At 73.0% G+C, this 18324-nt stretch carries 16 protein-coding genes and 1 pseudogene; 7 read left to right on the forward strand and 10 right to left on the reverse strand.

What is annotated here, in order from left to right; translation table 11 throughout:
• Positions 1 to 3 precede the first annotated feature (3 nt).
• From ACIQMU_RS16455 to ACIQMU_RS16470, 4 genes are read right to left on the reverse strand one after another with little or no spacing between them, the layout of a single operon-like run.
• Entirely contained in the window at positions 4 to 1281 is a 1278-nt protein-coding gene (locus ACIQMU_RS16455) for an MFS transporter (protein WP_352242334.1), read from the reverse strand.
• Complete coding sequence (locus tag ACIQMU_RS16460; protein WP_402689068.1) at positions 1271 to 3136, reverse strand: condensation domain-containing protein; 1866 nt, start codon at positions 3134 to 3136, stop codon at positions 1271 to 1273. The genes ACIQMU_RS16455 and ACIQMU_RS16460 overlap by 11 nt, the downstream gene beginning before the upstream one ends.
• Positions 3133 to 4443, reverse strand: a complete 1311-nt coding sequence (locus ACIQMU_RS16465; protein ID WP_402689069.1) for a DUF6271 family protein — start codon at positions 4441 to 4443, stop codon at positions 3133 to 3135. Before ACIQMU_RS16465 ends, ACIQMU_RS16460 begins: the two co-directional genes overlap by 4 nt.
• A complete protein-coding gene (locus ACIQMU_RS16470) occupies positions 4425 to 5522 on the reverse strand; it encodes a phytanoyl-CoA dioxygenase family protein (protein WP_402689070.1) in 1098 nt (365 codons plus the stop codon). Before ACIQMU_RS16470 ends, ACIQMU_RS16465 begins: the two co-directional genes overlap by 19 nt.
• Before the next feature lie 415 nt (positions 5523 to 5937).
• Between ACIQMU_RS16470 and ACIQMU_RS16475 the strand changes: the two genes are divergently transcribed.
• The 3 genes from ACIQMU_RS16475 to ACIQMU_RS16485 all read left to right on the forward strand — a co-directional run bounded on the left by ACIQMU_RS16475 (position 5938) and on the right by ACIQMU_RS16485 (position 7862).
• Complete coding sequence (locus ACIQMU_RS16475; protein ID WP_402689071.1) at positions 5938 to 6795, forward strand: hypothetical protein; 858 nt, start codon at positions 5938 to 5940, stop codon at positions 6793 to 6795.
• 133 nt (positions 6796 to 6928) lie between these two features.
• Entirely contained in the window at positions 6929 to 7180 is a 252-nt protein-coding gene (locus tag ACIQMU_RS16480) for an acyl carrier protein (RefSeq protein WP_352242339.1), read from the forward strand.
• Positions 7181 to 7190: 10 nt separating this feature from the next.
• Positions 7191 to 7862, forward strand: a complete 672-nt coding sequence (locus ACIQMU_RS16485) for a 4'-phosphopantetheinyl transferase family protein (protein WP_402689072.1) — start codon at positions 7191 to 7193, stop codon at positions 7860 to 7862.
• Here ACIQMU_RS16485 and ACIQMU_RS16490 read toward each other — a convergent pair.
• Positions 7828 to 8439 (reverse strand): TetR family transcriptional regulator, encoded by a 612-nt coding sequence (locus ACIQMU_RS16490; protein WP_402689073.1) that lies wholly within the window; start codon positions 8437 to 8439, stop codon positions 7828 to 7830. The genes ACIQMU_RS16485 and ACIQMU_RS16490 overlap by 35 nt on opposite strands.
• A gap of 242 nt (positions 8440 to 8681) precedes the next feature.
• Between ACIQMU_RS16490 and ACIQMU_RS16495 the strand changes: the two genes are divergently transcribed.
• The 4 genes from ACIQMU_RS16495 (at position 8682) to ACIQMU_RS16510 (ending at position 12798) form a co-directional block, all read left to right on the forward strand.
• Positions 8682 to 9995, forward strand: a complete 1314-nt coding sequence (locus tag ACIQMU_RS16495) for a glycosyltransferase family 4 protein (protein WP_356723657.1) — start codon at positions 8682 to 8684, stop codon at positions 9993 to 9995.
• A gap of 70 nt (positions 9996 to 10065) precedes the next feature.
• Positions 10066 to 10797, forward strand: coding sequence for a class I SAM-dependent methyltransferase (locus ACIQMU_RS16500; protein ID WP_103534227.1), 732 nt, complete (start codon positions 10066 to 10068; stop codon positions 10795 to 10797).
• Positions 10794 to 11867, forward strand: a complete 1074-nt coding sequence (locus ACIQMU_RS16505) for a prenyltransferase (RefSeq protein ID WP_352242343.1) — start codon at positions 10794 to 10796, stop codon at positions 11865 to 11867. Before ACIQMU_RS16500 ends, ACIQMU_RS16505 begins: the two co-directional genes overlap by 4 nt.
• A gap of 151 nt (positions 11868 to 12018) precedes the next feature.
• The gene (locus ACIQMU_RS16510; RefSeq protein WP_402689074.1) at positions 12019 to 12798 is read left to right on the forward strand and encodes a maleylpyruvate isomerase N-terminal domain-containing protein; all 780 of its coding nucleotides are present in this window, start codon (positions 12019 to 12021) and stop codon (positions 12796 to 12798) included.
• A gap of 132 nt (positions 12799 to 12930) precedes the next feature.
• Here ACIQMU_RS16510 and ACIQMU_RS16515 read toward each other — a convergent pair.
• The 5 genes and pseudogenes from ACIQMU_RS16515 to ACIQMU_RS16535 form a co-directional block, all read right to left on the reverse strand.
• Positions 12931 to 13935, reverse strand: a pseudogene (locus tag ACIQMU_RS16515) (LLM class F420-dependent oxidoreductase); the annotation flags it as partial.
• A gap of 115 nt (positions 13936 to 14050) precedes the next feature.
• The gene (locus ACIQMU_RS16520; protein ID WP_352242345.1) at positions 14051 to 14911 is read right to left on the reverse strand and encodes a hypothetical protein; all 861 of its coding nucleotides are present in this window, start codon (positions 14909 to 14911) and stop codon (positions 14051 to 14053) included.
• 167 nt (positions 14912 to 15078) lie between these two features.
• Positions 15079 to 15990 carry an N-acetylmuramoyl-L-alanine amidase gene (locus ACIQMU_RS16525; RefSeq protein WP_352242346.1) on the reverse strand — a complete coding sequence of 304 codons (912 nt, stop codon included), beginning with the start codon at positions 15988 to 15990 and terminating at the stop codon, positions 15079 to 15081.
• Between the two features lie 34 nt (positions 15991 to 16024).
• Entirely contained in the window at positions 16025 to 16612 is a 588-nt protein-coding gene (locus ACIQMU_RS16530; RefSeq protein ID WP_352242459.1) for a class I SAM-dependent methyltransferase, read from the reverse strand.
• 119 nt (positions 16613 to 16731) lie between these two features.
• Positions 16732 to 18285 (reverse strand): MFS transporter, encoded by a 1554-nt coding sequence (locus ACIQMU_RS16535; RefSeq protein ID WP_402689075.1) that lies wholly within the window; start codon positions 18283 to 18285, stop codon positions 16732 to 16734.
• Between the last annotated feature and the right edge of the window lie 39 nt (positions 18286 to 18324).

Consider the following 18324-nt stretch of genomic DNA (forward strand, 5'->3'; position numbering starts at 1 on the left):
CGGTCAGACCGCCGGTTCGCCCTCCGCCTTGCGGAGCACGCCCTCCGGCGCCCGCCGCAGCGCGCGGATCGCCGGGACGCTGAGCATCACGGCCAGCAGCACGAACGACATGACCGACGAGAAGACCAGCACCTCGTTCGCGCCGAACGCGTCCGCCGCCGGGCCGGCCAGGGCGCGGCCGAGCGGGATGACCATGATGGAGCCGGCGACGTCGTACGCGGAGACGCGGCTCAGCACCGTCAGCGGAATGTGCGACTGGACGCTGGTCGCCCACATCACCCCCCAGAACGCGAAGCCGTACCCCGCGATCACATGGGCGACCGCCGTGGCCGCGAAGGACCATTCGAGGGCCGGCGCCAGGGGGTTGAGCGCGAAGCAGAGCATGGCGAGGGCGCCCGCGACGAGGGGGCGGCGGGGGCGGACCCGCATCCCGATCAGGCCGCCGATGATCGTCCCCGCGCCGTCGGCCGAGGCGATCCAGCCGTACCCGCTGGCCCCGTGCTGCTCGATCATCAGCGCCGCGCCGAGCGGCAGGGCGGGGCCGAACACGAACAGGCCGTAGACCGACCAGACCGCGATGACGCCCCACAGCCACTGGCGGGACCGGAACTCCTGCCAGCCCGTCGCGAGCCTGCGCCACATCGGGGCGTCGCCCTCGTCACGGACCGTGTGGAGCTTCCGCAGGGGCAGCAGGACCGCCGCGCTGAGCGCGTACGCCGCCGCGATGACCAGGTACGAGCCGGAGACCTGCCAGTACGCGACGAGGATGCCCGCGAGGCCGGGGCCCAGCAGCGTGCTCAGGGCCTCGGATATGCGCAGCAGCGCGTTGGCCTTCTGAATGTCCTCGGCGACCCGGGGGACCATGCTCGCCATACCGGGCTGGAACATCGCCGTCGCGGCGCCGCTGAGCGCCATCAGGGCCATGATCTGCCACAGCGGGACGCTGTCGGAGGAGAAGAGCAGCGCGGCGAGCGTCAGCATCGCCAGCATCCGCACCAGGTCCGCGCAGATCATCATCAGCTGCGGGGTGAACCGGTCGGCCAGCACCCCGCCGAACAGCACCAGCAGGACGATCGGGGTCATCCAGGCGGCCAGGGCGTACCCGACGCCGCTCGCACCGTGGCCCGCTCCCAGCACCGCCGTGGTGAGGGAGACCATCAGCATGCCGTCGGCCAGCAGCGACGCGCTGCGGGCCGTGAAGAACAACTGGAAGCGGCCCGAACGCCAGGGGCTGGGCAGCGGACCGGGCTTCTGCCGGAGGGTCGTGTCGTCAACGCTCATGTCGCACCTGCCGGCTCCTGCCGGTCCCTTCCTCGATGATCGGCAGCCGATGCCACGCGCCACTTGGGCCCGCCTCGGCCGGCGGGCTTTCGACGAGCACGTAGCGGCGGGGTGCGATGACGCCCGTACCGCCGTGGGCGGGGACCGCGGCCATCAGCGCCGCGTGGGCTCCGGCCGGGGTCAGGCCCGTGGCGCCCCGGGCGATGTACGCCGTCAGGCCCGGGGACGAGCCCGGGTAGGGGCCCGGTCCCGCGCCGGAGCCTCCGGCCGCATCGCCGTCCGTCCCCGTCCCTGCCTCCGCCCGCGCGGCCACACCCGCGTCCCGGTCCGCCTCGACGTGCACGGGCAGGCCGCCCACCGCTTCGCTCAGGGCGTCCCGCACGGCCCTCGGTGAGGCCCAGCAGCCGTCCACCCGCGTCCAGTCGGGGCCGCGCTCGGCGGGTCCGACGCCTGTCAGCCCGGTGAGCGAGTCCAGCGGCACGTCCCGGTCGGCGGCCGCCTCCAGCAGCTGCACCAAACCGGTCAGGAAGCCCTCCGCCTCCTGCGGGGCGAACAGCGCGGGGTCGGCCCACAGGGAGATGTGGAGCTGGGGGGCCGTCTCGTAGGTGAACGCCAGCACGCGCGTCGGCAGCGCCTGAAACGGGCCCCAGACCAGGTCGAGTTCGGCGGACACGCTGTCCTGTGGCGCCGCCGAGAGCAGCGTGGCGGGGAGCACGCTGACGTCGTTGAAGACCACGTCCCGGGCGAAATGGCTGCCGCGCTCGCCGGTGACCCGGTCGATCATCTCCCACAGGCGTACGGAGTCGAACCGGCTGTGCTTGTAGGCGTTGAGCGCCGCACCCCACGTCGTGCGGACCAGGGTGTCGAAGGACGGGACCCGGACGTCGAGGCAGAGCAGGGCGTCCTGGGAGAGGGTGTTCACCGAGCGGGCGGTCCTGGGGTGGAACCGGTTGGAGGTCGGCACCGCCGTGACACAGGAGTCCTGGCCGGCCCGGTGGGCCACCAGCGCGCACCAGGCCGCCAGCAGCACGGTGGCCTCCGGGTTGCCGGTGCGCCGGGCCGCTCCGGCGAGGGCGCGGGCGCCCCGCCGGGACCGGAGCGTGAGCTGCCGGGCCCGCCCGTCCGCGCCCGCCGCGCGCGGCTCGGCGAACATCTCCTGCGGCTCGGTGCGGATGATCCGCTCCCAGTACCGCAGCGACGCATCCGACTTCCGCTTCCCGGCGGGAGACGCCTCCTCGGCGGCCAGGTCGAGCGGGGCGAAAGGGGCCGGGGCCGGGAGTTCCTCCCCTGCCAGCAGGGCGAGGAACTCCTCCCGCAGGACGGCCAGCGCGCTGCCGTCCGTCACCGCGTGACTGGACGCCAGTGCGGCGTGGACGGGCACACCCCGGTGGGTGAGCAGCGAGATCCGCAGGGGGAACTCCCGGTCCAGCGCGAAGCGGCCGACGCGGGCGCCCCGCGCCACCGACTCGGCGTACCGGGCGCGCTCCTCGGGGTGCTCCGTGTGGTCGAGGACGGTCACCGTGAAGGTGCCCCCGGCCGCCACGACCTGCTCCACGGGCGCGGTGCCCGGGGCGTGCGGGAACGTGGTGCGCAGACCTTCGTGGCGCAGGGCCAGGGTGCGGAGGGCGTCGAGGACGGCGTCCAGGCCGGCGCCCGGGGGGATGGCCCACACATCGTGGTTGTTGATGTGCTCGGGGTCGTCCCGCAGGATGCAGCGGATCATGTTGGCCTGGCCCATGGTGAGGGGGCCGCGGCGCTCGTCACCGCCCGCGTAGGCGACGGTGACGGTACGCGGAGCGGGCGGAGTACGCGGGGGGTTCTGGTGCATGGTGTCCTTGCCGGCGGCGGAGTTCATCGGGTCACGGCCAGGCCCGTTTCGGCGCTCGCACGGGTCAGTGCCTCCCAGTGGTCCATCAGGAGTGCGAAGTCGGCCATGTCGTCCCGGGCCTCGTCCGGGAGCCGGGAGCGGCGCTCGGCGAGCGCGTCCGCGACCGTCGCGTAGCGGTCGCCGAGCCGCCGGTAGGCGCGGTCGAGGACGTCCAGGCGGCGGGCGTTCTCGGCTCGGTCGAGGCCGATGCTGTCCCGGACGAAACCGGCGATCACGGAGGCCCGGATGCGGCCCTCTCCGTCGAGCAGCGCGTCACCGGCCGCCGCCGTCCTCGCGTACACGGCGTTGAGGTACGTCTTGGACAGCAGGAACTTCGCGAAGCGCAGCTGGTAAGCGAGGAAGCCGGCGTCCGTACGCCGCTCCGCCGTATGGAAGTTGACGATGTGCCGGTTGTGCTGGACACCGGGCAGCCGGGCGTCGTGGACGAGGTGGGTCAGGAAGTAGTCGCTGCCGATGGTGTCGGTGGCGGGCGGCAGCGGGACCCTGCTGTAGACCTCGTGGTCGAGCCCGATGTTGCACATGTCCACGTGCATCGGGCTGAGGGGGGCGAGGGTGGTGCGGTCGCCACTGAACACCGTGTCCCCGGCGCCCCGGAAGGACGCGTCGATCAGATGGCCGCGCCAGATCTCCGGGTACCCCTCGGGTATCGACAGGCCGACCAGTTCGCGGTACGTGTCAGGGGCGAGGTCACGGATCTCCGCGACGTCCACCGACATCTCGCCCACGAAGGAGCCGCCGGTCACCGCCACCCGCCGGTCCTCGGCCCCGGGCGGAAGCTTGCTCCGGGACGCCGACTCGCGCACGTGGCCGGCCCGTCGCCCCAGGTAGGTGAGCTCCTGGTGGAGGGGGAAGACGGGCTCGCCGTCGAGGCGCTGGTAGCGGCTGTCGGAGTCGCGGCGGTGGACGGACGTGCAGCCGAGGGCCTGGGCGAGGAGGAACGCCCGGTTGGTGCAGGCGCCGTAGGAGATGCCGGGCGGCAGCATCAGTTCCAGCAGCCGGTCCCGCGGAGCGGCGCCGGACCGGTCGATCGCCTCGCGCAGGAAGGCGCGCTGTTCGTCCTCGTCGAGGTGGTGGACGGTCACCCCGGCGGACGGGGGCAGCGCGGCCACCGCCTTCCGGTGCTCGGCGAGGACCGGTGCGGCGGAGGAGTCCAGGATCAGGAGGTGCACGTCGACGCCGAACCGCCGTGCCCCGTACGCCGCTTCCTCTCCGACCGCCGCGATGGTGCCGGCACAGGCGCGGTGGGTGGGCAGGGTCAGGCAGACACGGCGCACGAAGGCTCCCCGCTCCCCGCGGCGGGTGCGGCTTCCTCGACCGGGTCCTGCCAGGAGGCGAGCCCCAGCAGCCGGCTGCCGAGGGGATTCAGTTCGGCCGTGGGGTAGCGCTGGGACTCGGGCAGCACCGGGTCCCCGACCAGGGTGCGGTTCCAGCGTGGGGTGCGCAGGTTGCGCCAGGACTCCACGCGGGAGGTGCGCAGCCGCTGGTGCTCCTCCAGGGCGGGCATCATCGAGAGGTACTGCACGGCCCGCACTCCGTTCTCGGAGAGGTTGCGTGCCACGCCGTGGGCCAGCAGACCGTTCCAGATGAGCAGGTCGCCGGGGTTCAGATCCGGGCGTACGACGGGCAGTTCGTCCCGGTCGATGGCGGGGCGCAGCGGGTCGCGGTCGCCCGGCTGGCCGGTCTTCCAGGTGTCGAACCGCCGGAAAAGCTCGGGGCAGCACTGGAAGCCGCCCGTCTCCGGCCGGGTCGCGTTGAGCGCGATGATGCCCTGGACCCGCTGCGGCGGCACGGCGAGGGTGGTGTCGATGTCCCAGTGGAGCTCGATGTCGAAGCCCCGGTCCGTCGGGTCGATCAGGGCGCGGTCACGGTTGCCCCGGTTGGGCGGGTTGAGGTTGAGCCGGTCCAGGGTGACCCACAGCTCCTCGCAGTCCCATACGTCGACGAAGGCGTCGTACACCCGCTGCGACTGCCGGTTGTCCCAGAGGAGCTGGTGGTGGTACGCCTCCACGAAGCCGTAGATGTGCAGCTGCTGGTCCAGCGCGGAGCGCAGGGGCCGGTCCTCGTACCAGCTCTCCGGCCGCTCGGGATCGAGGCCCTGGAACTCCCACGTGAAGTCGAGCAGTTGCCGTGCCGCCGTGGCCGGAATCGCTTCCCGGACGATGACGTAGCCGTAGGTCTGCCAGTGCGCGAAGTCCTCCTCGGACAGCACTCGCAGCGGACGCGACTTGTCGAGCTCCCGCAGGGCGGTCTGCGCGAGGTACGCCTCGCCGTCCGCGCTGAAGTACGGGATGTCGGATGCCGCGCGGTGCAGGCGCGGCCGACGGCGAGGGGCGGGTGTCGTCATGAGGCTCATGGCAGGTCCTTCTCCTCGGCCGGCCGTGCGGCGACTTCGGGGGAGCGGGGTCGCCGCGGACGGCAGGACGGATGGCAGCGCCGTGGCGGGAAGAGCCGCGACCACGTCGATCAGCAGGATTGGTCCAGACCGCATGGGCTGTCAAGTGCCCGTCGCATATGGGGATATGAGATGCCGTCCTGGTCCCGGCGGTCATGGAGGCGATACGTTCTGTTCGGATTTTTTGGTCTAGACAACAGGTGAGTGGCGGGCCTAATGTCCAAGGACGCGGCCGGCTTCGTGACGGGGCATCACCCCGTTTCCGGCCCGTACTCCGGCCGGTGACGGCTCTGTCCGGGACTGTCGACGCCAGGGCGATGCGGTCCGTTCGCACGGTGTTCCCTGGGCCGGCCCACACCGAGAAGGACGCGGTTTCATGAACACGACCAGCATGACGGCGCTGCCGGGTATCGAGCTGAGGAGCCCCGGGGCCGGCCTGATCACACTGGACCCGGTCCGCACGGCACTGCTGCGGGGGCTGGATGACCTGCTGACCGGGCTGGCTGCGCGGCTCGCCGCCCCTGAGGTCGTGGGGCCGCCCCTGCTGTCCGCCGACGGACTGGCGCGGCTGGACTTCTTCCGCAACTTCCCCCATCTCGGCGTCTCCGTGGGCCGGTTCGGCGCGGACGCGCTCGACGGGCTGGCCTCCGGCGGCTCCCCCCAGGACCTTCCGCTGCACCCGACCGGCCATGTGCTGCCCTCCGCGACCTGTTACGGCCTGCTGCTCTCGCTGGAGGGCGAGGACGTCGGCGAGGACGGGCTGCGGCTCTCGGCGGTCGGCCGCTGCTTCCGCAACGAGACCCACTACGACGGGCTGCGCCGCCTGTGGGGGTTCCACATGCGTGAGGTGATCTACCTCGGCACCAAGGACGGCGCCGCCGAACACCAGGAGCGGGGCGGGGAGTTCATTGAGGAGGCGGCCGGGCGGCTGGGTCTGGACCTGACCCGGGCGGCGGCCGACGACCCCTTCTACGACAACGGGGGGTCGCGCGCCCGCCTGATGGCGCTGGACCCGGTGAAGTACGAGTACAGCGCCCCCGACGGCACGGCCATCGCCTCCGTCAACCGGCACCGCAACTTCTTCGGCGAGCGGCTCGGCATCCGCGCCGGCTCCCACGGCCCCGCGTACAGCTCCTGCGTCGCCTTCGGCATGGAGCGCTGGGTGCACGCGATGATCCTCGCCCACGGCACCGCCGAACAGGCCCTGGAGCGGCTCCGCGCCGCCGGCTCCTGACCGTCCGCCGCCGGAACCGTCCGCTGCCGGAGCCGCCCGCCACCGGGACCGCCCGGCAACCGCACCAAGTCAAGCGGAACAGCACAGACGAACTGTCTGTCGCGGGAACAGAACAAGAGGAGCGATTTCTCCCATGGAACGTGTCGTAGCGTGGCTCAACGAGAAGAATCCCGGCCTCGACGGCCCGATCGGCGTCGAGGAGGACCTCATCGAGGCCCGCCTCATCGACTCGATGGACTTCCTGGAGTTCATCGACCTCCTGGAGGAGATCTCGGGCAGCAGCATCGATCTCCAGCAGGTGACGATCGACGACTTCCGCACCCTCGCCCGGGTCAAGGAGCGCTTCCTGGACTCCGCCGGCCTGGCGGAGACGCCGGCCGGGTGAAACCGGGCCGGTGACCCCTCTCCCGCCGCCCCGCGACGAGGGCGCGGCCACCCTGGCGCTGGTGGCCACCACCGCGGAGGTCCTGGCGCACCCGGAACTCGACGAGAGGCTGCTCGCCCCCTGGGAGCGGCGACGGCTCGCGGGAATCCGGGTGCCGGGCCGGCGTGACGACGTCGTGGCGGCCCGGCTGCTGCTGCGGCTGTGCGCCTCCCGGGTCACTGGACGGCCGCCCCGGGAGGCGGGGCCGGCTCAGCGCTGCCCCGGGTGTGGGCAGGAGGGGCACGGCCGGCCGTATCTGCCGGACCGTCCCGGCCTGGGCGCCGGCTTCAGCCACGCCGACGGGCTGGTCGCGGCGGCGGTCGGACCGGGCCAGGTCGGCATCGACGTGGAGCCGCTGACACGTCGGCCGGGCCCCCTGTCCGTACTGCGGCGGCTGCTGCCGGCGGCCGAGGTGGACGCCGCCTGTGCCCGGCCCGACCCCGGCCCGGCCCTGCTGCGGCTGTGGGTCCGCCGGGAGGCCCTGTTCAAGGCCGGGCGGGACGACGCCCGGCTGACCGAATGGACGGATCACCGCCGCGCGGCCGTGGTGGCTCTCGCGGAGTGCGCCCCCGCGGACCGCCCCCCGGCGCACACCGGCATCCGGCTCCTCAGTCCCGGCCCGGTTCCGCCGTCAGGTCGATGAGGCGGCAGACCGTCTCGATATCGATCTTGACCTGGGCGATCGACGCCCGGTCCGACAGCCAGGTGATCAGCGCCGAGTGCCAGGTGTGCTCGATCACCCGGACCGCGGAGAGCTGCTCCGGGGTCGGGTGCTCCAGGCCCACCGCGTCCAGGATGATCGCCGTGGTGAGCCGGGAGACGGTGTCCACCTCGGGGCTCACACTGCGATCCGCGAAGGTGAGGGCGCGGACCATGGCGTCAGCGAGGTGGGGTTCGCGCTGGAGGGCGCGGAAGGCGCGCATCAGCGTCTCGGCCACCCGCTGCGCCGCGTCGTCGCCGGCCGGCGGGCGTTTGCGGAGCGTGGTGTGCAGGCGCTGCAACTGGTCCTGCATCGTCGCGACCAGCAGATGGATCTTCGACGGGAAGTAGCGGTAGAGGGTGCCCAACGCGACTCCGGCGGCCTCGGCCACCTCCCGCATCTGCACCGCCTCGAACCCGCCCCGGCCGGCCAGCTGGGCGCTGGCGTGCAGGATGCGGCGACGACGGGCCTCCTGGCGTTCGGTCAGCGCGGGCGCTGCCGGTCTGGCGTCCGAGGTCATGCTGTCCCCATCCACGATCCATGATCCATGGCCCTGATCCACCCGGACGGACGAAGCGAGCCCACCGGGCGCGCACAGCATGCCAGGGCGTCCGTCGTGGCGCGAATCACCTGATCCGGACGTCACGCCGACGCTACCTGCCGGTAGATTCGATGCACGTTGAACGATCAAGTCTGAAACTTGTTCTAGATTAGCGCGACCGGTTACGCTCCGGCGAACACGCAGTCAGAAGGGGGCCGAGTGTGACCGCTGAGGCCATAGAGACGGGCCCCCGCACGGGCGACGGCGGCTCCGCAGGGACCGGCGACCGGCCGTTGCGCATCGCACTCCTCACGTACAAGGGCAACCCCTTCTGCGGCGGCCAGGGTGTGTACGTCCGCCACCTCGGCCGGGAGCTGGCCCGCCTGGGCCACAGCGTCGAGGTCATCGGCGCGCAGCCCTACCCGGTGCTGGACGAGGGCGTTCCGCTCACCGAGCTGCCCAGCCTCGACCTCTACCGCCAGCCCGACCCCTTCCGCACCCCGAAACCCGGCGAGTACCGCGACTGGATCGACCTGGCCGAGGTCGCCACCATGTGGACCGGCGGCTTCCCCGAGCCGCTCACCTTCAGCCTGCGCGCCCGCCGCCACCTGCTGGCCCGGCGCGGCGAGTTCGACGTCGTCCACGACAACCAGACCCTCGGCTACGGTCTCCTCGGCGAACTCGGGGCCCCGCTCGTGACGACGATCCACCACCCCATCACCGTGGACCGCAGGCTCGACCTGGAGGCCGCCACCAGCCGCCGCCGACGCGCCTCCGTACGCCGCTGGTACGCCTTCACCCGGATGCAGAAGCGGGTCGCCCGCAAGCTGGACACCGTCCTCACCGTCTCCGGCTCCTCCCGCGACGAGATCGTCGAGGACCTCGGCGTACGCGCGGACCGGATCAGCGTCGTCCACATCGGCGCCGACACCGACCTCTGGTCGCCGGACCCCTCCGTCGCCGAGGTGCCGGGCCGCATCGTCACCACCTCCAGCGCCGACGTCCCGCTCAAGGGCCTCGTCCACCTGGTCGACGCGCTCGCCAAGCTCCGCACCGAGAACCCCGCCGCCCACCTCGTGGTCGTCGGCAAGCGCGCCGAGAACGGACCGGTCGCCCGCGCGATCGAGCGGCACGGGCTCGCGGACGCCGTCGAGTTCGTCAAGGGCATCAGCGACGCCGAGCTCGTCGACCTCGTACGCAGCGCCCAGGTCTCCTGCGTGCCCTCGCTGTACGAGGGATTCTCGCTGCCCGCCGCCGAGGCCATGGCCACCGGCACCCCCCTCGTCGCGACCACCGGCGGTGCGATCCCCGAGGTCTCCGGCCGCGACGGGGAGACCTGCCTCGCCGTGCCGCCCGGCGACGCGGACGCCCTGGCCGGTGCGCTGGCCCGGCTGCTCGGCAGCCCGGAGCTGCGCGCCCGGCTCGGCGCGGCCGGCCGTGAACGGGTGCTGGCCCGCTTCACCTGGGCCAGGGCGGCCGCCGGAACGGCCGAGCTGTACCGTCAGGCGATCACCGCCCGCGGAGTCCGCAGGTGACCGCGCGCTCCCGGGCGGCCGCGGACCCGCTCATCGCACCCCGTACCTCCGACCTCGAAGGCAGGCCCCCGTGCTGACCGTCGACTTCACCCGCTTCCCGCTCGCCGCCGGCGACCGAGTGCTCGATCTGGGCTGCGGTGCCGGCCGGCATGCCTTCGAGTGCTACCGGCGCGGTGCGCAGGTCGTCGCCCTCGACCGGAACGGCGAGGAGATCCGCGAGGTCGCCACGTGGTTCGCGGCGATGAAGGAGGCCGGGGAGGCCCCCGAGGGCGCCACCGCGACCGCGATGGAGGGGGACGCCCTCAACCTCCCCTTCCCCGACGACTCCTTCGACGTCGTGATCATCTCCGAGGTCATGGAGCACATCCCGGACGACAAGGGCGTCCTCGCCGAGATGGTCCGGGTGCTCAGGCCGGGCGGCCGGATAGCCATCACGGTGCCGCGCTACGGTCCCGAGAAGGTCTGCTGGACCCTTTCCGACGCCTACCACGAGGTCGAGGGCGGCCACATCCGCATCTACAAGGCCGACCAGCTCCTCGCCCGGATCCGCGAGGCCGGACTCAAGCCGTACGGCACCCACCACGCCCACGCCCTGCACTCGCCGTACTGGTGGCTCAAGTGCGCCTTCGGCGTGGACAACGACCAGGCGCTGCCGGTGCGCGCCTACCACAAGCTGCTGGTCTGGGACATCATGAAGAAGCCGCTGGCGACCCGGGTCGCCGAGCAGCTCCTCAACCCGGTCGTCGGCAAGAGCTTCGTCGCCTACGCCACCAAGCCGCACCTTCCGAAGGCCGAGGCGTGAGCACTCCCGAACAGACCGAACACCTCGTACTGCCGGGCGTCCTGACGGCTGATCAGGCCGTCGAGACGGTCGCCGCGCTCGTCGCCGTACAGCGGGAGGACGGGGCGCTGCCGTGGTTCCGGGGCCATCACCTCGACCCGTGGGACCACATCGAGGCCGCGATGGCGCTCGACGCGGCCGGCGAGCACGGGGCCGCGGCCCGCGCCTACGACTGGCTCGCCCGCAACCAGAACGCCGACGGTTCGTGGTACGCCGCCTACCACGACGGCGACCCGCGGCAGCCGACCGACCGGAGCCTGGAGAGCAACTTCTGCGCGTACGTGGCCGTAGGCGTCTGGCACCACTACCTGGCCACCGGCGACGACGCCTTCGTCGACCGGATGTGGCCCACGGTCTTCGCGGCGGTCGAGTTCGTCCTCGGGCTCCAGCAGCCCGGTGGGCAGATCGGCTGGAAGCGGGAGCCCGACGGCACACCCGTCAACGACGCCCTGCTCACCGGCTCCTCGTCGATCCACCAGGCGCTGCGCTGTGCGCTGGCCATCGCCGAGCGCCGGGAGGAGCCGCAGCCCGACTGGGAGCTGGCGACCGGGGCACTGGCCCACGCGATCCGCAGCCACCCCGAGCGCTTCCTCGACAAGAGCCACTACTCGATGGACTGGTACTACCCGGTCCTCGGCGGCGCCGTCACCGGGGCCGAGGCCACCGCCCGCATCCAGGAGGGCTGGGACCGCTTCGTCGTCCCCGGCCTCGGGGTGCGCTGCGTGCTGCCCAACCCCTGGGTGACCGGCGGCGAGAGCTGCGAACTCGCCCTGGCCCTCTGGGTGACCGGAGAGTCGGACCGGGCGCTGGAGATCCTCCAGTCGGTCCAGCACCTGCGCGCCGAAGGCGGGCTGTACTGGACGGGTTACGTCTTCGAGGGCAATCGGGCGTACTGGCCCGAGGAGCTCACCACGTGGACGGCGGGTTCCCTGCTGCTGGCGGTGGCCGCGCTCGGGGGCGACGAGGCGACCAGCGCGGTCTTCGCGGGCGAGCGGCTGCCGGTCGGCCTGGAGCCGGACTGCTGCCACTGACACACCCTGCGGCGGGGCCCGTTCCGCGGGCGGGACGGCGCGCCGGCCGAGGCGAAGGGCAAGACCCCTCCTCCCGGTCCGGCCGGCCGTCCGGCCGGCCGATCGAATATCCGGGTGAGGGGCCGGGGCGCCGCCGGTTAGGGTGCGCCGCATGACGACTCTCTCCCACGACCGCTACTGCGACGAGATCCTCGCCCAGACCGACGCCCTGCGCGCGGTACTGACCGGCGCCGACCTCACCGCGACCGTCCCCACCTGCCCCGACTGGACCCTGCGGGAGCTGGCCGTGCACGTGGGCGGCGCGCACCGCTGGGTCGGTGAGATCGTCCGCACCCGCGCTGCGGACGACGTCCCCGAGGGCAAGGTGCCGGGCATCCTGGGGCCGACGGAGGAGGCGCCGGAGGCGCTCGACGCCTGGCTGGCCGAAGGGGCGGCCGCCACCGCGGACGCGCTGCGCGAGGCGGGGCCGGACACCGAGGTGTGGACCTGGGCGTGGTCGCGCCGTACGGCCTTCTGGGCGCGGCGCATGACGCACGAGACGGTGGCGCACCGGGCGGACGCGGCGCTCGCCGCCCGCGCCCCGTACACCGTCGACGCCGATGTGGCGGCCGACACCATCGAGGAGTGGCTGCGCATCGTCTCGTTCGCCCAGGCGGGCGGCGACCCGGAGGCCGCCGAACTGCGGGGCGGCGGGCGCTCCTTGCTGCTGGAGGCCACCGATGTGCCCGGAGCGGAGTGGCTGATCGAGTTCGGCGAGGAGGGTTTCACCTGGCGGCGCGCGCACGAGAAGGCGACGGTCGCGATGCGCGGACCGCTCACCGACCTGATGCTCGTCTTCAACCGCCGGCAGGAGCCGGCCGGCGAGCGGGTCGAGGTGGTGGGCGACGCGGAGCTGCTGGACTTCTGGCTGGACCGGTCGTCGTTCGGCTGAGCCGAGGTCCGAGACCGAGGACGGGTCCGGGACCGAGGACAGGCCCGACAGCGAGGACAGGTTCCGAGGCCGAGGACGAGGACGAGGACAGGCCCGACAGCGAGGGCCGGCGGCCCCGGGCGGCCCCCAGCCGTTCAGCTCCGCCAGGACCCGCAGCGTGTGCGGGTCCGGGGCGGTGACCAGCAGGTCCGTCACCGGGCCCCGGCGCCACAGCTCCAGCCGCTCCGCGATGCGGGCGCGCGGCCCGATCAGCGAGATCTCGTCGGCGAACGCGTCGGGCACCGCCCGTACGGCCTCCTCCTTGCGGCCCCGGAGGAACAGCTCCTGGATTCGCCGTGCCTCCTCCTCGAACCCCATGCGGGCCATCAGGCCGGCGTGGAAGTTGCGGGCCGCGTGGCCCATCCCGCCGATGTAGAAGCCGAGCATCGCCTTCACCGGCAGCAGCCCCTCGACCACGTCGTCGCAGACGTGCGCGCGGGCCATCGGCGCGATCATGAAGCCGTCCCGGAGCCCGGTCAGCGAGGCCCCGTAGACGTCCGCTCGCAGCGGTGACCAGTACAGCGGCAGCCAGCCGTCCGCGATCTCCACCGTCTGCGCGATGTTCTTCGGGCCCTCCGCACCGAGCAGGACGGGGAGCGAGGCCCTCAGCGGGTGGGTGATCGGCTTCAACGGCTTGCCGAGCCCGGTGGCGTCCGGGCCGTCGTACGGGTGGGAGTGGAAACGGCCCGCCAGCTCGACCGGAGCCCGCCGCGCCAGCACCTGCCGGATCACCTCGACGTACTCGCGGGTCGCGGTCAGCGGGCTCCGGGGGAACGGCCGCCCGTACCACCCCTCCACCACCTGCGGCCCGGACAGGCCGAGGCCGAGCAGCATCCGGCCCCCGGAGAGATGGTCCGGAGTCAGGGCGTGCATGGCCGTCGCGGTGGGGGCGCGGGACGCCATCTGGACGATGCCCGTGCCCAGCCGGATCCGTGAGGTGCGGGCGGCGATCCAGGTGAGGGGAGTGCAGGCGTCCGAGCCCCACGCCTCAGCCGTCCACACCGAGTCGTAGCCGAGCCGCTCGGCCTCCTGCGCCAGGGCGAGCCGGCCGGGGTCCGGGCGGCGGCCCCAGTATCCGAGCGCGAGTCCGAGCCGCATTCCGTTCCCTCCAGCCTTGACTGACGCTGTGTCGGATGGGGGCGTGCGGGTCGGACTGTACGACAACGGCCCCCCACCCGGAAGGGCGAGGGGTCGTTGTCGTGTGCGTACGGGATCAGCCGCGCTGGATGCCCGTGGTGTCCTGGAGGACGCCACGACGGCCGTCCTGCGTCTGGGCGATGAGGCTCTGGCCGCGCTGCTCCACCGCGAGGTACCAGGTGCCCGGCGCCAGCTCGGCGATGGGGTTCGGCGAACCGTCCTCGCCGTACAGCGGGCGGGCCACCGGAACGGCGAACCAGAACGGGGTGAAGTCACCCGCCGGGGCCGCGCCGCCCTGCGAGGGCTGCTGGGCCTGGGCCTGCTGGGCCTGCGCCGGGTCGGCCTGGGCGGGCTGGCCCTGCTGCGGGGCGCCGGGGTAGCCGTAGCCCTGACTCGGCTGGCCGCCGTAGGGCTGCTCCTGCTGCTGGGCGCCCGGGAAGCCGTAGCCCTGGCCGGGCTGCGCGCCGTACGGGGGGTGCCCGCCCTGCACGCCCGGCGCCGGGCTCGACGCGCTGACGAGCGGGGCCTTGAGCGCGGGAACCAGCGGGCCGGCGATGGCGGCCGCGGCGAGCACGAGGGTGGCCAGCAGGCCGAGGATCAGACCGGCTCCGGCGTTGCTGACGTCGAGGATCGTCCAGAAGGCGGTCCACAGTGCGAAGACGGTGAGCGCCGTCCCGAACTGGCCGAGGTCGAGCCCGACGACCTTGCGGCCCGGCATCGCACGGCTGACGATCAGCAGCGCGGCGCCGATGACACCGGCGAGGAAGACGCTCATCAGCAGTCCGAGCGAGTCCCAGGCGTTCGGGCTGTCGAACCGGGAGCAGTCGACGCCCTGCGGGCAGTCGTAGCTGGAGAAGTCGAGGAAAGAGGCGATGAACAGCACGACCGCTGCTCCGATCACCACGCCGTCGCCTCGAGTGAGGGATCGGATATTCACGTGAAGGTCCTTAGTCGGTCGTCTCGTCGGGGCGGTCGTCGCTGCCGCCGGTGCGGCTCGAAGCTCGGGAGCGGGTCCCCATCGTACGGATGAATCTATCGTCTGCCCGGGCGGGTTGTGCCCGGACCCGGATCGTGAGCGGGTATCCCCCCAATATCACCGCAGAACTACCCCTTCAGGTAGCTGCTGATGCCGTCGGCCAGTCCCTGGGCCGCTTTCTGCCGCCAACTCGCGCTGGTGAGCAGGGCCGCGTCCTTCGGATCACGCATATTGCCGCATTCGACGAACACCTTGGGCACGGTCGACAGATTCAGTCCGCCGAGATCATTACGCGTGTCCAGACCGGTATTTCCGCCGACGTAATTGGAAGGTGCGCTTCCGGTCGTGCGGACGAAGTGTCCCGCGATCCTCGCGCCGAGATCCGCCGAACTCCGCACGATCCTCGATGTGTCGGCCCCGCCGCCTTTCACCGGGGCGGGCAGGATCACATGGAAGCCCCGGTTGCCGACGGCCGATCCGTCGGCGTGGACCGAGACCACCGCGTCGGCCTTCGCCTCGTTCCCGATCCGGGCCCGTTCGTCGATGCACGGGCCGAACGGCCGGTCCGCGTCGTGGGTCAGCCGGACGCGGGCTCCGTCGGCCTCCAGCAGCGTGCGCAGCCGGTGGGACACGTCGAGGGTGAACCGCGCCTCCGCGTATCCGTCGTCGGTGGCCGTGCCGGTCGTGTCGCACTCCTTGCGGCCGGTGCCGATGTCGACCTGCTCGCTGATCTCCCGGGCGTGATCCCGGTTGCGCGGGTTGTGCCCCGGGTCGATCACCACGGTCCGGCCGCTCAGCGGACCCCTCGGCGCCGGCTCGGCGGAGGCGGATCCGGACGGCTCCGGCCGCTGCTCTCCGGCCGGCGTGGGGGCCGTCGAGGAGGCGGTGTCCGCGCCGGGCCGGGGCGGGGCCGCACCGGCCCCGCCGGCTTCCGGGCCGCCACCGCATCCGGCGGCGGTCAGACATACGGCGGCCAGCGCGGCGGCCACGGTCAGCGGCCGGGCGCGGCGGACGGGGGGAGGGCTGTCGTCGTACGGCACGCGGCGATGCTACCCACCCGGCTGCCCGGACGGCTCAGATCCCGGCCCCCGTGCGCCGCAGCACGCGCAGCGAGTCCGTCACCGACACCTCGGCGAACGCCCCGGAGGCCAGGGCCCGCTGATGGACCCGGTACGGGGCCTGGCCGCCGTCGGCCGGGTCGGGGAACACGTCGTGGATCACCAGCAGCCCGCCCTCGACGACGTGCGGGGCCCAGCCCTCGTAGTCGGCGTTCGCGTGCTCGTCGGTGTGCCCGCCGTCGATGAAGACGAGCCCGAGCGGTCCGGCCCACACGGCGGCGACCTGCGGGGAGCGCCCGACGAGCGCCACCACGTGGTCCTCCAGACCGGCCCGGCGCAGGGTGCGGCGGAACGTCGGCAGGGTGTCCATCAGCCCGACCTCCGGGTCCACCACGCTCGGGTCGTGGTACTCCCAGCCGGGCTGCTGCTCCTCACTGCCCCGGTGGTGGTCGACGGTGAGCGCGCTCACCCCGGCGGTCCGCGCCGCGTCCGCGAGCAGGATGGCGGACCGCCCGCAGTACGTGCCCACCTCCAGCAGCGGCAGCCCGAGCGCACCGGCCTCGGTGGCGGCGGCGTGGAGGGTGAGGCCCTCGTGCACCGGCATGAACCCCTTGGCGGCCTCGAACGAGGCGAGGATCTCCGGCCCGGGTCCGGCGGCGGACGCGGAAGCGGAAGCGGCGGCGGACTCGGCGGTCACGGGGTTCCTCCAGGTGGGGCGGGTGCTCAGGGGCCTGTCGACGGCGACCCATCGTGCCGTACGTGCCGGCCGACGGCCTCGGCGGGGGCCGGGGCGGCGGCCGGGGCGGCGGCGGGCCCGGCGTCGGCGCTGCTCGCCAGGAGCACCGGGTGCGCGGAGGGCCGCCGCGCGGGCAGGAACGCCGCCAGCACCAGGCCGATGAGCACCGCGCCCGTGGCGATCAGGAACGAGATCCGGAACCCCTCCATGGACGGCACCTGGGCCGAGCCCATCGTCACGGAGGTGTTGGCCAGCACCATGCCGATGACGGCGCTCGACACCGAGGTGCCGATGGACCGCATCAGGGTGTTGAGGCCGTTGGCCGCGCCGGTCTCCGACGGGTCGACGGCTCCGATGATCAGGGCGGGCAGCGAGGAGTAGGCGAGGCCGATCCCGGCGCCCAGCACCACCGCGATCAGCACGGTCTGCCAGGCGGCACTGAGCAGCCCGAGTCCGGCCCCGTAACCGATCGCGATGACCAGCATGCCGAGCATCAGCGTGACCTTGGGGCCGCGGCGGGCCGAGATCCGGGCGTAGAGCGGGGCGACGAACATCATCGTCAGGCCCAGCGGGGCCACGCAGAGGCCGGCGACCACCATGGACTGCCCGAGGCCGTAGCCGGTGGACGTGGGCAGCTGGAGCAGTTGCGGCAGGACCAGGGAGACCGCGTAGAAGGCGACCCCGACCATGATCGAGGCGAGGTTGGTGAGCAGTACCTCGCGGCGGGCGGTGGTGCGCAGATCGACGAGCGGCGCCGGGGTGCGCAGTTCGAACAGGCCCCACAGCACCAGGGTGGCCACGGACGCGGCGAGCAGCCCGAGGGTCGGGGCCGAGGTCCAGCCCCAGTCGCCGCCCTTGGTGACCGGCAGCAGGAGGAGGACCAGTCCGAGCGAGAGCCCGAGGGCGCCGACGACGTCGAAGGTGCCGGGTGCGCGCAGCGGCGGCTCGGGGACGAGCCGGTAGGTGAGCGCCATCGCGAGCACGCCCAGCCCGGCCGACCCGAGGAACAGCGCGTGCCAGTCGGCGTACTGGGCGACCAGCGCGGCGGCCGGCAGCGCGAGACCGCCGCCCACCCCGATCGAGGAGCTCATCAGCGCCATCGCGGAGCCGAGCTTCTCGCGCGGCAGTTCGTCGCGCATGATGCCGATGCCGAGCGGGATGGCGCCCATGGCGAAGCCCTGGAGCGCGCGGCCGGTGATCATGACGATCAGGTCGTCGGTGGACGCGCAGACCAGCGAGCCGGCCACCATGACGGCGAGCGAGGCGAGCAGCATCCGCCGCTTGCCGTACAGGTCGCCGAGCCGCCCCATGATCGGGGTCGAGACGGCGCCCGCGAGCAGGGTGGCGGTCATGACCCAGGTGGCGTTGGCCGGGTCGGTGCTCAGCAGGACCGGCAGGTCCTTGATGACCGGGACGAGCAGGGTCTGCATGACCGCGACGGTGATACCCGCGAAGGCGAGGACCGGAACGATGGGACCGGAGCGCGCTTTCGGCGGCTCGGGGAGGTCCCCGGTGTGCGGTATCTGTTCCGTCCGTCGCATACGTGGGGCCTCCGGGCAGCCTCGATCACCCGGGCTCCC

It is taken from the genome of Streptomyces sp. NPDC091649 (genome assembly GCF_044756785.1).
In the GTDB taxonomy this organism is placed as follows: domain Bacteria; phylum Actinomycetota; class Actinomycetes; order Streptomycetales; family Streptomycetaceae; genus Streptomyces.

Excerpts from the sequence above, each read along its gene's own strand:
- ACIQMU_RS16455 (WP_352242334.1), bottom strand. The coding sequence starts at position 1,281 with ATGAGCGTTGACGACACGACCCTCCGGCAGAAGCCCGGTCCGCTGCCC.
- ACIQMU_RS16460 (WP_402689068.1), bottom strand. The coding sequence starts at position 3,136 with ATGAACTCCGCCGCCGGCAAGGACACCATGCACCAGAACCCCCCGCGT.
- ACIQMU_RS16470 (WP_402689070.1), bottom strand. The coding sequence starts at position 5,522 with ATGAGCCTCATGACGACACCCGCCCCTCGCCGTCGGCCGCGCCTGCAC.
- ACIQMU_RS16475 (WP_402689071.1), top strand. The coding sequence starts at position 5,938 with ATGAACACGACCAGCATGACGGCGCTGCCGGGTATCGAGCTGAGGAGC.
- ACIQMU_RS16480 (WP_352242339.1), top strand. The coding sequence starts at position 6,929 with ATGGAACGTGTCGTAGCGTGGCTCAACGAGAAGAATCCCGGCCTCGAC.
- ACIQMU_RS16490 (WP_402689073.1), bottom strand. The coding sequence starts at position 8,439 with ATGACCTCGGACGCCAGACCGGCAGCGCCCGCGCTGACCGAACGCCAG.
- ACIQMU_RS16510 (WP_402689074.1), top strand. The coding sequence starts at position 12,019 with ATGACGACTCTCTCCCACGACCGCTACTGCGACGAGATCCTCGCCCAG.
- ACIQMU_RS16530 (WP_352242459.1), bottom strand. The coding sequence starts at position 16,612 with ATGCCGGTGCACGAGGGCCTCACCCTCCACGCCGCCGCCACCGAGGCC.
- ACIQMU_RS16535 (WP_402689075.1), bottom strand. The coding sequence starts at position 18,285 with ATGCGACGGACGGAACAGATACCGCACACCGGGGACCTCCCCGAGCCG.